The organism is Rhodopseudomonas boonkerdii, assembly GCF_021184025.1.
Lineage (GTDB): Bacteria > Pseudomonadota > Alphaproteobacteria > Rhizobiales > Xanthobacteraceae > Tardiphaga > Tardiphaga boonkerdii.
The window spans coordinates 4,011,853-4,024,599 of the sequence record NZ_CP036537.1 but is presented as its reverse complement, the minus strand read 5'-3'; the positions used below and the strand labels follow the sequence as shown (position 1 = coordinate 4,024,599).

The 12,747-nt window shown below is 63.0% G+C and carries 13 protein-coding genes; 11 read left to right on the top strand and 2 right to left on the bottom strand.

Features of this window, described 5'->3' with window-relative positions; genetic code table 11:
- Window positions 1-190 precede the first annotated feature (190 nt).
- From fliL to E0H22_RS18555, 5 genes are all read left to right on the top strand, one after another.
- A complete protein-coding gene (gene fliL / locus E0H22_RS18575) occupies window positions 191-679 on the top strand; it encodes a flagellar basal body-associated protein FliL (RefSeq protein ID WP_233022471.1) in 489 nt (162 codons plus the stop codon).
- Window positions 680-697: 18 nt separating this feature from the next.
- Window positions 698-1,897 (top strand): flagellar motor switch protein FliM, encoded by a 1,200-nt coding sequence (gene fliM / locus E0H22_RS18570; RefSeq protein ID WP_233022470.1) that lies wholly within the window; start codon window positions 698-700, stop codon window positions 1,895-1,897.
- Window positions 1,894-2,355, top strand: coding sequence for a DUF6468 domain-containing protein (locus E0H22_RS18565; protein ID WP_233022469.1), 462 nt, complete (start codon window positions 1,894-1,896; stop codon window positions 2,353-2,355). Before fliM ends, E0H22_RS18565 begins: the two co-directional genes overlap by 4 nt.
- Window positions 2,352-3,122, top strand: coding sequence for a MotE family protein (locus E0H22_RS18560; RefSeq protein ID WP_233022468.1), 771 nt, complete (start codon window positions 2,352-2,354; stop codon window positions 3,120-3,122). The genes E0H22_RS18565 and E0H22_RS18560 overlap by 4 nt, the downstream gene beginning before the upstream one ends.
- Before the next feature lie 96 nt (window positions 3,123-3,218).
- Window positions 3,219-6,800, top strand: a complete 3,582-nt coding sequence (locus E0H22_RS18555) for a tetratricopeptide repeat protein (protein ID WP_233022467.1) — start codon at window positions 3,219-3,221, stop codon at window positions 6,798-6,800.
- Window positions 6,801-6,949: 149 nt separating this feature from the next.
- Here the strand turns inward: E0H22_RS18555 and fliP are convergent, their stop codons facing one another.
- Both fliP and E0H22_RS18545 read right to left on the bottom strand, forming a co-directional pair.
- Window positions 6,950-7,702, bottom strand: coding sequence for a flagellar type III secretion system pore protein FliP (fliP, locus tag E0H22_RS18550; RefSeq protein ID WP_233022466.1), 753 nt, complete (start codon window positions 7,700-7,702; stop codon window positions 6,950-6,952).
- Window positions 7,699-8,763 (bottom strand): flagellar biosynthetic protein FliO, encoded by a 1,065-nt coding sequence (locus E0H22_RS18545; protein WP_233022465.1) that lies wholly within the window; start codon window positions 8,761-8,763, stop codon window positions 7,699-7,701. The genes fliP and E0H22_RS18545 overlap by 4 nt, the downstream gene beginning before the upstream one ends.
- A 384-nt stretch (window positions 8,764-9,147) precedes the next feature.
- On the opposite strand from E0H22_RS18545, the gene flgB reads away from it, so the two are divergent.
- From flgB to flhB, 6 genes are all read left to right on the top strand, one after another.
- Complete coding sequence (gene flgB, locus E0H22_RS18540; RefSeq protein ID WP_233022464.1) at window positions 9,148-9,558, top strand: flagellar basal body rod protein FlgB; 411 nt, start codon at window positions 9,148-9,150, stop codon at window positions 9,556-9,558.
- Window positions 9,559-9,583: 25 nt separating this feature from the next.
- On the top strand, window positions 9,584-10,009 hold the full coding sequence (flgC, locus tag E0H22_RS18535) for a flagellar basal body rod protein FlgC (protein WP_233022463.1): 426 nt from the start codon (window positions 9,584-9,586) through the stop codon (window positions 10,007-10,009).
- A gap of 14 nt (window positions 10,010-10,023) precedes the next feature.
- Window positions 10,024-10,347 (top strand): flagellar hook-basal body complex protein FliE, encoded by a 324-nt coding sequence (gene fliE, locus E0H22_RS18530; protein WP_233022462.1) that lies wholly within the window; start codon window positions 10,024-10,026, stop codon window positions 10,345-10,347.
- A gap of 142 nt (window positions 10,348-10,489) precedes the next feature.
- Window positions 10,490-10,753, top strand: a complete 264-nt coding sequence (gene fliQ / locus E0H22_RS18525) for a flagellar biosynthesis protein FliQ (RefSeq protein ID WP_233022461.1) — start codon at window positions 10,490-10,492, stop codon at window positions 10,751-10,753.
- 12 nt (window positions 10,754-10,765) lie between these two features.
- Window positions 10,766-11,536 carry a flagellar biosynthetic protein FliR gene (gene fliR, locus E0H22_RS18520; RefSeq protein ID WP_233022460.1) on the top strand — a complete coding sequence of 257 codons (771 nt, stop codon included), beginning with the start codon at window positions 10,766-10,768 and terminating at the stop codon, window positions 11,534-11,536.
- Window positions 11,537-11,546: 10 nt separating this feature from the next.
- Window positions 11,547-12,623, top strand: a complete 1,077-nt coding sequence (flhB, locus tag E0H22_RS18515) for a flagellar biosynthesis protein FlhB (RefSeq protein WP_233022459.1) — start codon at window positions 11,547-11,549, stop codon at window positions 12,621-12,623.
- Window positions 12,624-12,747 lie beyond the last annotated feature (124 nt).

Here is a 12,747-nt window from a genome sequence, read left to right as displayed (position 1 = left end):
AGAAAGGTCTTGTTGACCACAATTGCCGGCAGAATTTTCCTAGTGATCCCGCAAAATAAAGATTCCGTTAACCATTGCCACCTAGCGTCGGGATCAGACAGGGCCTTGGGCGCTGGCGGCATTTTGTATCGCGTCTTCAGGGCCTGCCTCGCGGCATCGAGCCCATCCCAATTCCCTGGCGGGCGAGGCGATGGCGGATACAGATAATACAGAGAGTGGCGCCGGAGACGAAACGCCCAAGAAGAGCAAGCTCAAGCTGATCATCATCGGTGTGGTGGCGCTGGCACTGGCCGGCGGTGGCGGCGGTTACTTCTTCCTGGCCAAGGGCAAGAAGAAGGAAGAGCACGCTGAAACACCAGCCGCTGCCAAGCCGCTGTCCTTCGTCGAGGTCCCGGAGATCATGGTCAATCTCGCCGGCCAGCCCGGCGAGCGCGTGCAATATCTGAAGGCCAAGCTGGTGCTGGAAGTGAAGGATGCGCCCCAGGTGGCGCTGATTACCCCTTCGATGCCGCGCATCACCGATATGGCGCAGGTCTATCTGCGTGAGCTTCGTTCATCCGACCTCAACGGGTCGATCGGCATGTTTCGTTTGAAGGAAGAGCTGACGCGCCGCGTCAACGCGGCGATCGCGCCAAATCACGTCAACGCAGTGCTGTTCAAGGAAATCCTCATTCAATGAGGATGTGGGTCTAGAGCGATGTCTACCGAGCAGGTCGATCAGGACGCAATTGCCGCCGAATGGGAAGCGTCTCTGGACTCAGAGGATCCCGTCGAGGCCGCGAAAGCTGCTGCCGAGAATGAACTCACCGGCACCATGGCCGAGCAATGGGCCGCCATGGTGGAAGACGGCGGTCGCGATCTCGGCGGCAGCAAGAACGGCGGCGAACGCGTTCTGTCGCAGGAGGAAATCGACAATCTGCTGGGCTTCAGCGTCGGTGAAATCAATATCGACGACAATTCCGGTATCCGGGCCATCATCGATTCCTCGATGGTATCCTACGAGCGTCTGCCGATGCTCGAAATCGTGTTCGACCGTCTGGTGCGGCTGATGACCACGAGCCTGCGCAACTTTACTTCCGACAACGTCGAAGTCTCGCTCGACCGCATCACCTCGGTGCGTTTCGGCGATTACATGAATTCGATCCCGCTTCCCGCAGTGCTTTGCGTATTCAAGGCGGAGGAATGGGAAAATTTCGGTCTCGCCACCGTCGATTCCAGCCTCATCTATTCGATGATCGACGTGTTGCTCGGCGGCCGTCGCGGCCAGGCCTCGCTGCGCATCGAGGGGCGCCCCTATACGACCATCGAGACGAATCTCGTCAAACGCCTGATCGAAGTCGTGCTGGCCGATGCCGAACAGGCTTTCCGGCCGTTGTCGCCGGTGTCGTTCAATATCGACCGGCTCGAGACCAATCCGCGCTTCGCGACCATCACGCGGCCTGCCAACGCTGCCATCCTGGTGCGATTGCATGTCGATATGGAAGATCGCGGCGGCAACATCGAGCTGCTGCTGCCCTATGCGACCATCGAACCGATCCGCGCCACGCTCATGCAGATGTTCATGGGCGAAAAGTTCGGCCGCGATCCGATCTGGGAAAGCCATCTGGCTACCGAACTCGCTCAGGCCGAGATCGCCGTCGATGCCGTACTCTACGAGGCCAACTTGCCGCTCAAGCAGCTGATGACGCTCAAGGTCGGTGACACGCTGCCGCTGGAGATGCGCGCCGACGCACTGGTCGCGGTTCGTTGCGGCGCTGTGACCCTGACGGAAGGGCGCATGGGCCGTGTCGGCGACCGTGTGGCGATCCGGGTCACGAAGCATCTGCGCAAGCCACACACCACGCTCGCGATGTTTGAGAAGGCAGACGAACAAACCAAGATGATGGAGGCACAATGAGCCATTCGCTGGGAATCGTGATAGAAGGCCTGGTCGCCGTATTGCTCGTTCTGACCATTTGCTACTGCATGCTGCTCAATAAGCGCCTCAAGAAGCTGAAGGCGGACGAACAATCGTTGAAGGCGACCATCGGCGAGCTGATCACGGTCACCGAAATCGCCGAGCGCGCCATTGGCGGGCTCAAGCATACGGTGCGCGACGTCAACGAGAATCTCGGCGCGCAGATCAATGCCGCAACCGCTCTCGCCGAACAGCTCAAGGCACAGCTCGCCGAAGGCGACCATGTGGTGCGTCGGCTCTCCAAGATCGCCATCGCGGCTCGCCCGCTTGCGGCGCAGGCCGAGCCTGTGGAAGCGGCGGCCGCTGCGCCGGCCGGCCGCGTCTCTGCAGCACGAGCCAACGCCGCGGCGGCTCAGGCGTTTGCCGAGCGACGGAGGCCTGACGGCATCGCTGCATGAAAGCGTTCCGCGACATTCGTATCCTGCCCGTCGTCCTGATTGCGGTGCTCGGCCTGGCGATCCTCAAGATCGCAGGCCTCGTGATCGACGGCGGCTATGTGTTCGAATATCAACCGCAGCTAGCCAAGCAATCCTGGGCACAGGAGATGCTCAATTTCCCCGGCAGCGCCAAGCCGGTCGATTCCGACATTACCGGTTCGGTTGCCGCGAAGAAGGATGAGCCGACGAAGCCGACCGTCGCCGCACCGGATGCGATCGCTGTCACCAATACGCCGCCGGTAGAGCAGGCCCCGAAGATTTCGGACTCCGAACGTGCCATCCTCGAACGGCTGCAGGCACGCCGTCAGGAACTCGATGCGCGCGCGCGCGAGCTCGAAATCCGCGAAAGTCTCTTGAAAGCGGCTGAGAAGCGCATCGAGACCAAGGTCGACGAGATGAAGGGTGTCGAGGCCGGCATCAAATCGGCGACGGAGCAGAAGAGCGAGGCCGATGCCGCGCGCTTCAAGGGCATTGTCACCATGTATGAAAGCATGAAGCCGAAGGATGCTGCGAAGATTTTCGACCGACTGGAAATGCCGGTTCTGTTCGAGATCGCCTCGCAGATTGCCCCGCGGAAGATGTCGGATATTCTCGGCCTGATGCAGCCGGAGGCGGCGGAGCGTCTGACCGTAGAGCTGGCGCGGCGTGCGCAGGGCGGCGAGCGTGCGACCTCGACCGCGGAACTGCCGAAGATCGAGGGACGTTCGGTGCAGCCGGTGCGGAATTAAAGAAAATCATTAACAACTCCTTAGAGGCCGGCTTCTAGATTTGGCGCGAGACGGATGAAAGCCGTTCCTCGTACCCGGGCTGAGAGACTCTTCGACATGCCGCGCAGAATGGCCGCTGCATCCTGGACGCGCCCCCACGCATGGTCGTGGGTCCTGTCGCGCTGCGCCGGTGTCGCCGTCGTCTTCACCTTGTCGACGGGATTTTCGTTGCCTGCCTTCGCCCAGAGCGTGAAGGGGACGGCAGCTCTCTCCACTTCGGGCGGTTACGCGCGCATCGTGCTCAAGCTTGCCGAGGATGTTGAATCCGAGGTGAGCCAGGCTGGCTCCGTCCTCATCGTGCGCTTCAAGCGTCCGATCGACGTCCCTGTCGAAGTTCTCGCCGACGCCGCGCCCGATTATGTCGGCTCCGTGCGTCGTGATCCCGACGGCACGGCGATCCGCCTCGCGCTGTCGCGCCGTGTGACGGTCAATTCGATGACTGCCGGCGAGCGCATCTTCATCGATCTCTTGCCTGATGGCTGGAAGGGCGCCCCGCCGGGATTGCCGCAGGATGTGGTCAAGGAATTGTCCGACCGCGCCCGCGCGGCCGAACGCGCGCTGCGCCAGCAGCGCGCTGCAGCAGACAGCCAGAAGAAGCCGCCGATCCGCGTGCGTGCTTCGGTGCAGCCGACCTTCGTGCGCTTTGCCTTCGAGACGCAGCCCAATGTCGGTGTGTCTTCGCTGCTGGAAGACAAGCGCCTGACGCTGACTTTCAATGCCGGGCTGGTCTTCGACCTCGCCGACGCCAAACTGTCTGCGCCGCCCAACGTCGCCTCTATCGGTCAGGCGATGGACGGCAATCGCACGGCTGTCGAAATCGCGCTGATCGGCGACGTGGACGTGAAGTCGTTCCGCGATGACAAGAACTACTTCGTCGATATCGGCTTCCAGCAACCGGATAAGCCGTCACCGCTTGTGCAGCTGCCGGCGGAGAACAAGCCTGCGGAAGCGAAGCCGATCGAAGCTGCGCCTGCGCAGAAATCCAGCGAGATCAAGCCACCGACGTCCGAGTCGATCGCGCGCGAAGTTGCGCAGGAAAAGAAGGACGAGGCGCCAGCCGTAGCGCCCGTCGCGACGGTGGAAGCGCCCAAGAGCGAGGTATCGAAACCCGAGGCGCCGAAGTCAGAGACGGCAAAAATCGAGGCGTCGCCTCCGGCTGCACCGTCATTGGCTGCGAATCCATCGGAGTCCGTGGGCGTTCCTGTCGAGATCAAACGCAGCAGCGACGGCTTGCGCATGAATTTTGCGTTCCCGGCACCGACAGCGGTGGCGCTGTTTCGTCGCGGCGACATGCTGTGGCTGGTGACGGAATCGGCGAAGCCGATCGACGTCGCCGCTATCCGCCGGGACAGCGGTGCGGTGGTCGCCGATGCCGAGGCGATCAAGCTCGACAAGGGGCAGGCGGTGCGCATCCGTCTGAACCGCCCGCAACTCGCCTCGCTCGCGGCAGATGATGCCAATGGCAATGGTCAAGCGTGGACATTGACGCTGGCCGATACACGTCAGGTGCAATCGCAGCCGCTCTCGGCCGTGCGCAACGTTACCGATTCTTCGAGAGCCAGCGTGCAGGTGCCACTTGCAAGACCCGGTGCGAAGCATCGCATCATCGATCCCGATGCCGGCGATGTGCTCACCGTCATCACCGCGCTGCCGCCAGCGCGTGGCTTTGTCCGCCGTCAGGACTTCGTCGAGTTCTCGCTGCTCGAATCGATTCATGGCGTGGTCGTGCAAACGAATTCCGACGAGGTCGCGGTCGATGCCGCCATCGACAAGGTGACGCTCACCCGCCCCGGTGGCCTCACACTGTCGCCCGCGGATGCAGCACCGCAGCGCGCGTCGACCGTGGCGCGGCCGATCTTCGATGTCGGGCAGTGGCGGATCGATCAGGAAGGTCCGTTCAATCAGCGCCATGATAAGCTGATCGATGCGGCTGCCGTGGCAGACACCGGCTCGGTCGCCAATGCACGCATGGACCTTGCCAAGTTCTATATGGCGCGCGGCATGTATCACGAGGCCAAGGGCGTGGCCGATCTCGCCATCTCCGACATGAAAGCGGGTGAGGAGAACGCCGCGGCGCTTGTCATCCATGCCGTCGCGAGCGCTCTGATCAATCGCCCGGAACAGACGCTGAAGGACATTGCTCAGCCGGTGCTCGGCCCGGGCTATGACGCCGAGTTGTGGAAGGCGTTCGCGTTCGCCAAGCAAGGCAAATGGGTGGAAGCGCGCGAGCGCTTCAAGAACTCGGAATTCACCCTCGCGGCCCTGCCGCCCGACTTGCAGCGCATCGGTCTGATGATGGCGCTCCGGGCTTCGCTCGAAGTGAAGGATTATGCCGGTGCATCGGCGCGCGGCAGCGAGTTGGAAGTCGTCGGTATTCCCGCGGAGATGAAGCCGGCGGCGACGCTGCTCAGCGCCTGGCTCGATGAAGCGCTCGGCCGCGAGAAGGATGCGCTGTCGAAATATGCCGAGGTTACGGGATCGGTTGATCGTCCGTCAGCCGCCGAAGCCAAGCTGCGCGAAATCGTACTGCGTCAGAAGCGCGGTGAGATCAGTGACGAGGATTCGCTGACGGAACTCGAAACGCTCGCAGTGACTTGGCGCGGCGACGGTGTTGAGGTCCGTGCACTCCAGTTGCTGTCGCAGATGTATGCCAAGGCTGGTCGCTACAAGGACTCGCTGACGGCCGCACGGACCGCCACGGAGCGGCAGGCGAATAGCGAAGCCGCACGGCAGGTGCAGGACGAAGCGCAGGCGCTGTTCTCCGATGTGTATCTTTCGCCGAAGGGCGACAAGCTGCCGCCGGTGGATGCGCTGGCCATGTTCTATGAGTTCCGCGAGCTGACGCCGATCGGCCGCCGCGGCGACGAGATGATCCGCCGGCTTGCGGATCGGCTCGTGGCTGTGGATCTGCTCGATCAGGCCGCCGAGCTTCTGCAGTATCAGGTCGATCACCGCCTCGAAGGCGCTGCACGTTCGCAGGTCGCAGCGCGTCTTGCGACCGTCTATCTGATGGCACGTAAACCCGACCGCGCCATCGCGGCGATGCGCACCACGCGCATCAATGATCTGTCCGGCGAACTTCGTCAGCAGCGCCTGCTGCTCGAGGCGCGCGCGCAGAGCGATATCGGCCGCCGCGATCTCGCGCTCGACATCATCGCCAACGTCGCTGGTCGGGAGGCGGTCCGGCTGCGTTCGGACATTTATTGGTCGTCGCGGCGCTGGCGTGAGGCGGCCGAGCAGATCGAGCTCTACTATGGCGATCGCTGGCGCGATTTCACGCCGCTCACGACGGGCGAGAAGAGCGACGTCATCCGCGCCGTGGTCGGCTATGCGCTGGCAGAAGATGCGCTCGGCCTTGCACGTTTCCGCGAAAAATTTGCACCGCTGATGAATTCCGGCGCCGACAAGATTGCCTTCGACACGGCGAGCAAGCCGGCGACCGGCAACAGTTCGGAATTCGCGGCCATCGCCAAGATGGCGGCCTCGGTCGATACTCTTGATGGTTTCCTGCGCGAGATGAAGCAGCGCTTCCCCGAAAGCAGCGCCAAGGCGACCGTCCCCGGTATTGCCGACATGGCGCCGACCGGTTCGCTGCCGGCGATCCCGGTGGTGCGTAAAATCGAGATGACGACGCGCTGATCTTTGGTGTCCCGGACGCGGTGCAGCGCTCTCTTGCGCTGCTCCGCAGAGCCGGGCCCGTTTCAAACCCCGGAATTGCTGACGGTCCCGGCTCTGCGAAGCGGCACGTTGTGCCGCATCGCGTCCGGGACAAATTTCGTTGGCGCTCGCTACTGCCCGTAACTCTGCACCAGACTGCCCGCCACCAGCGACCAGCCGTCCACCAGCACGAAGAAGATCAGCTTGAACGGCAGTGACACCACCGCTGGCGGCAGCATCATCATGCCCATCGCCATCAGCACCGAGGCGACCACGAGATCGATGATCAGGAAGGGCAGGAACAGCAGGAAGCCGATCTCGAAGGCGCGTTTCAGCTCCGAGATCATGAAGGCCGGCACCAGAATGCGCAGCGACATCTCATCAGGTGTTGCCGGCGGCGGTTCGCCGGACAGATCCATGAACAGCTTGACGTCCTTCTCGCGCACGTTCTTCTGCATGAAGGTGCGGAGTGGGCCGGCGGCGCGGACCAGGGCCTGCTCGACGGTGATGTCGTTGGCGATCAGCGGCTTGATGCCATCGTCGTAAGAGCGCTGCAGCACCGGACCCATCACGAAGGCGGTGAGGAACATGGCGAGCGCCACGATCACCGTATTCGGTGGCGCGGTCGCGGTGCCGAGCGCCGTGCGTAGCAGCGACAGCACGACCACGATGCGCGTGAACGACGTCATCATGATCAGGATCGACGGTGCGATCGACAGCACCGTCAGCAGCGCGATCATCTGCACTGCGCGCTCGGTGACACCGGCGCCACCGCCGCCGAGATTGATGCTGATATCCTGCGCCATCGCCGGGCTGGCAAGGAGCCCGGCGGCGATCAGAACTGAGGTGAAAAATACTCTACGCGGAAGGTTGGCGGGTCTCACGAAGAGGACTTCGGCCGTCCCAGCAGGGACGCCATCTCGTCTTCGAGATTCTCGAAACCTGATTTCGCAGGAGGCGTGACTGCCGGTGCCTCGCCGCGGCTTGCGCTCGCGATCGATACTTCCGGTGCGCGCGGGCGCGACGCGGCAGCCGGAGTATCGGGGGCAACCGACGGTGCGCCAATGCGCGGCTCTGGCGCATCGGAGCGGGCCGGTTCGCCGGACGGGCGACGCAGCGCCGCTTCGAGGCGCTGAGCCATATCGGCGAGGTTCTGGTCGGCGGCGGAAATCGCGGCTGGCGTCGATGGCGTTGTCGACGTGATCGACGGTGCCACGATGGCGGGCGCTTCCGGCTTCGCGGCACCAGCCGGCGCAGCTGGGATATTGGCGCGCTCCAGCGGTCGGGTGGGCGGCATGGTGCGGATCGGCGGATCGGCGCGCATCGGGCGCGGCATCATCGGTTCGCTACGCGGCATCTCCGAACGCGGCGTTTCGGTGCGGGACGCGCGGAGCAGGGGCTCACGCGGCGGAACGGGAGCCGGCGTCGGTTCGGGCGTCACGGCTGCAACGGTCGGTTCCGGGCGACGCTCGGGCAGCGCCGCAGCCGCCGGGCGGCGGGGCTCCTCGACGAAAGCGGGGCGGGCCGGGCGCGTCGGGGCCGGCGGCTCAGGAGCGGCTTCCGGCTCGGTGCCGAGCTCGGCAGGCTCCGGGGGCGCCCAGCTCGGCGTGTCGGCGAAAGACGGAGCGCGCGACGCGTCGCGCTGGTTGACCGGCTCACGTTCGCGGCCGGGCGCGGCGCGGACGATGTTGGGCTCGACCACGATATCGGACGGACCGCCGATCATGATCAGGTGTTCGACATTGTCGCGGCGGACGAGAACGAGGCGGCGGCGGCCATCGACGGCGGCGGCGTCGATGACGGCGAGGCGGGGCATCCGCCCGCGTGCGGAATTGGCGCCGAGCCGGTTGCCGCCGAATCGGCGGACCAGCCAGGCGGCGAGGCCGATCAGCGCCAGCACGAAGACGAAGGCAAGGATGAAAGTGACTGCCGATGTTCCGTTCATGAAAGAAATCCCCAGACAGACGGCGGCTGGCTCCGCTCTCGCGTCCTACTGCCGGTCGATTCTCCGATCGATCCAGGCCGGACAACGCGGGAATCGCGCCCCGACTGTTAACGCCGCTCGGCAGAAACTGCCGATGGTTAACAATAAACTATGAATCGCTGCAGCCAAAACGACTTCTAGTCGCCCCGCCGTGTGGCTGAGCTTTGTGGTTAATCGGGCAATTCGGGCGAAAAAGCGATCCCGAGGCGTAATAATCCTGCATTTTACGGGATTGCTTTACGTTTCGGTAATCATCTGCGCCGGGGCTTAACCGGTTGTTAACCATACAGTCGGCAAATTCTGCCTGGCTGCGGACAGGGCGTCCGGGCGGAGCGGAGAAGTCCGATGGCGATCAGCGACCTGCCGATGTTGTCGGTGCTGCGCACCAAGATGCAATGGCATCAGGAGCGTCAGCGCGTGCTGGCCGAGAACGTCGCCAATTCCGATACGCCCGGATTCAGGCCGCGCGATCTGGTGGAGCCGAAGTTCGACAGGTCCGGCGCTTCTGCGGCGGGCGGTGTGACGGGGCAACTTCCGATGATGCGCGCCCAGGGCGTCAACATCACCCCATCGGGAGCCTCTGCGAAGTTCGATGTTAACGGCCGGACCGGCTACGAGACGCGCCCTGCCGGCAATGCCGTCAATCTCGAAGACGAGATGCTGAAGGTCTCCGCCAACCAGATGGATTTTGCTGCAGCGAGTTCGCTCTACAGCCGCAGTCTCGGTCTCCTGAAGACTGCGATTGGCAAGCGCTGAACGGCGAAGCTGAGGAGAGGGGCATATGGGCGACAACAGCAGCGACTTCGCCAGATCGATGGGAATTGCGACCTCGGGCCTGCGTGCCCAGGCCGGTCGCATGCGCGTCATCTCGGAAAATATCGCCAACGCGCAGTCCACGGCGCAGACGCCGGGCGGCGACCCGTATCGCCGCAAGGTGCCGACCTTCACCTCCGAACTCGATCGCACCCTTGATGCGCGCACGGTCGGCCTCGGCCGCGTGCGGCCGGACATGTCGGCTTTTCCGACGCGTTACGAGCCGGGCAATCCGGCAGCGGATGCAGCCGGCAACGTCAAGGTGCCCAACGTCAATTCGCTGGTCGAGATGACCGACATGAAGGAAGCCCAGCGCTCCTATGAGGCCAATCTCAACATCATCAGCGCCACGCGTCGCATGATCCAGCGCACCCTCGATATCCTCAAGGCCTGAACAGGACATCCATCATGGCAGCCCCGAATGTCGCCGCGAATGCCTATGCCAGTCTCGCCCGCATCATGGATGGCGCGGGCGGCGTCGGCGGTCTCAACAAGGTTGCCGAAGGCGGCGTCGGCCCGTCCTTCGGTGCCGTGCTCAAGGAAGCACTCGGCAGCGTGCTCGATGCCGGCCGCAAGTCGGATGCGCAGACCATCGCCATGGCCAATGGGAAGGCGAATGTCATGGATGTGGTCACCGCGGTCGCCGAGACCGACGTGGCCGTCTCGACACTGGTGTCGGTGCGCGACCGCGTCATCCAGTCCTACGAAGATATTTTGAAGATGCAGATCTAACTCCGCCTCCACGCGCCGCCCTCGTCCTGAGGAGCCGCGAAGCGGCATCTCGAAGGATGGCGACAGCGCTCCCCAGCTCATGGTTCGAGACGGCGCTACCCGCCTCCTCACCATGAGGGACTGAGTAAAAAGGAATTATCTCATGACCGGCCCCGAAACTCTCGATGTCGCCCGCGATGCGATCTGGACCATCGTGCTGGTCTCCGGACCGCTGATGGTTGTCGGCCTGATCGTCGGTGTCGTGATCTCGCTGGTTCAGGCGCTGACCCAGGTGCAGGAACAGTCGTTGGTCTTCGTGCCGAAGATTCTTGCTGTCTTTGCCACCATGATGCTGGCGCTGCCTTTCATGGGCGATACGCTATCAAGCTACATGATGCGGATATCGTCGCGAATCATCGGGGGGTGATACACATCCTTCATGCGTATCGACATTTCGCTCCTGCCGGCTCTCGCTGCCGCCTTCATGTTGGTGTTTGCCCGCATCGGCGCCATGGTGATGCTGTTGCCCGGCTTCGGCGAAAGCAACATTCCGATGCGTGTCAAGCTGTCGATCGCCCTGGCGCTGACGCTGATCATGCTGCCGGCTCATCGCGCCGGCTATAATGTCGATATGACATCGATGACTCCGATGCTTGTGCTGATGCTGCGCGAGATCGTCATCGGTATCGTGCTCGGCGCCACCGCGCGCGTCACCATCTCGGCCCTGCAGGTGGCAGGTTCGGTGATCGCCCAGCAGCTCGGTCTCGGTTTCGTCACTTCGGTGGACCCCACGCAGGGGCAGCAGGGCGTACTGATCGGCAACTTCCTCAATTTGCTGGGCATGACGCTGATCTTTGCCACCGATACGCATCACCTCGTGATCGCCGCGTTGAGCGACAGCTACAAGATTTTCTCGCCAGGCGAGGTGTTGCCGACCGGCGATGTCGCCAAGCTTGCGACCAATGCCTTCACCGCAGCGTTCAAGATCGGCGTTCAGCTCGCGGCGCCGTTCCTCGTCTTCGGCCTCGTCTTCAATATGGGACTCGGCGTGCTAGCTCGCCTGATGCCGCAGATGCAGGTCTATTTCGTCGGCGTGCCGCTCTCGATCATGATCGGCTTCCTGATCTTCGCGCTGGTGCTCTCAGCGATGATGGGCACTTACATGGATTACTTCGCTGGTGTGATGCACCAAATGATGCCGAGGACATAGGAGGACGCCTGTGGCCGAGGACAGCGAGAACGAAAAAACACACGACCCCACGCAAAAGAAGCTCGACGACGCTCATCAGCGCGGCGACGTCGCGAAAAGCCAGGAGGTCAATACCTGGTTTCTGCTGGCCGGCGGCACGCTGGTATTGTCGTCGTTCCATGCATCGATCGGCACCGGTCTGCTGACGCCTATGAAGAATTTGCTGCAGAATTCGTGGATGATCCGTACCGACGGGCCGGGTCTCATAGAGCTGGCGAAGGAGCTCTGCCTCTCGCTGCTGTCCACGCTTGCGATGCCGTTTCTGTTTCTCATTCTCGCCGTGCTGGCCGGCAATCTGATGCAGCATCGCCTGGTGTTCTCGACCGAGGGCCTGACGCCGAAATTCAGCAAGCTGTCGCCGATGGAAGGCGCCAAGCGGCTGTTCGGCAAACAGGCTTTGGCCAATTTTCTGAAGGGCCTGTTCAAGCTGATCGTGGTCGGCACGGTGATGGCCACGGTGCTGTGGCCCGAACGTTTCCGTCTCGACGCCATGGTGCGTATCGACCCGAGTGCGATTCTCGGCATCTCCACGAGCTTGACGCTGAAGCTGCTGGGCGCGGTGCTCGCAATGCTGGCCTTCGTCGCCATCGCCGACTTCTTCTTCCAGTATCGGACCTGGTTCGAAAAGCTGAAGATGTCGCTGCAGGAGGTGAAGGAGGAATTCAAGCAGTCCGAAGGCGATCCTCACATCAAGGGCAAGATCAAACAGCTGCGCCAGCAGAGCATGAAGAAGCGTATGATGTCCGCCGTGCCCCAGGCTTCGGTGATCATCACCAACCCGACCCACTATTCGGTGGCGCTGAAATACGAGCGCGGCATGACCGCGCCGATCTGCGTCGCCAAAGGCATGGATGCGATTGCGCTCAAGATCAGGGAAGTTGCCGGCAAGCATGACATCCCGATCGTCGAAAACGTCCCGCTCGCCCGCGCGCTCTACGCTACCGTTGAGATCGACGAGGAGATTCCGGCCGAGCACTACCAGGCGGTGGCCGAGGTGATTGGCTATGTCATGGGCCTCAAGCGCGGCCTGTCCGGACGTCCGGCGTGATGCGCGAGCAGTATTGGAACACGGTGCAAATCGGCCGATTGGACGCAAAAGAGCGGTGGAACCGCTTGCGCGCTGCCGGTCGGTTGGGGCACTCAGGAGGCGCGTCTGTGCGCGCCGCAACCAC

Excerpts from the sequence above, each read along its gene's own strand:
- fliL (WP_233022471.1), top strand. The coding sequence starts at position 191 with ATGGCGGATACAGATAATACAGAGAGTGGCGCCGGAGACGAAACGCCC.
- fliM (WP_233022470.1), top strand. The coding sequence starts at position 698 with ATGTCTACCGAGCAGGTCGATCAGGACGCAATTGCCGCCGAATGGGAA.
- E0H22_RS18565 (WP_233022469.1), top strand. The coding sequence starts at position 1,894 with ATGAGCCATTCGCTGGGAATCGTGATAGAAGGCCTGGTCGCCGTATTG.
- E0H22_RS18560 (WP_233022468.1), top strand. The coding sequence starts at position 2,352 with ATGAAAGCGTTCCGCGACATTCGTATCCTGCCCGTCGTCCTGATTGCG.
- E0H22_RS18555 (WP_233022467.1), top strand. The coding sequence starts at position 3,219 with ATGCCGCGCAGAATGGCCGCTGCATCCTGGACGCGCCCCCACGCATGG.
- E0H22_RS18545 (WP_233022465.1), bottom strand. The coding sequence starts at position 8,763 with ATGAACGGAACATCGGCAGTCACTTTCATCCTTGCCTTCGTCTTCGTG.
- flgB (WP_233022464.1), top strand. The coding sequence starts at position 9,148 with ATGGCGATCAGCGACCTGCCGATGTTGTCGGTGCTGCGCACCAAGATG.
- flgC (WP_233022463.1), top strand. The coding sequence starts at position 9,584 with ATGGGCGACAACAGCAGCGACTTCGCCAGATCGATGGGAATTGCGACC.
- fliE (WP_233022462.1), top strand. The coding sequence starts at position 10,024 with ATGGCAGCCCCGAATGTCGCCGCGAATGCCTATGCCAGTCTCGCCCGC.
- fliQ (WP_233022461.1), top strand. The coding sequence starts at position 10,490 with ATGACCGGCCCCGAAACTCTCGATGTCGCCCGCGATGCGATCTGGACC.
- fliR (WP_233022460.1), top strand. The coding sequence starts at position 10,766 with ATGCGTATCGACATTTCGCTCCTGCCGGCTCTCGCTGCCGCCTTCATG.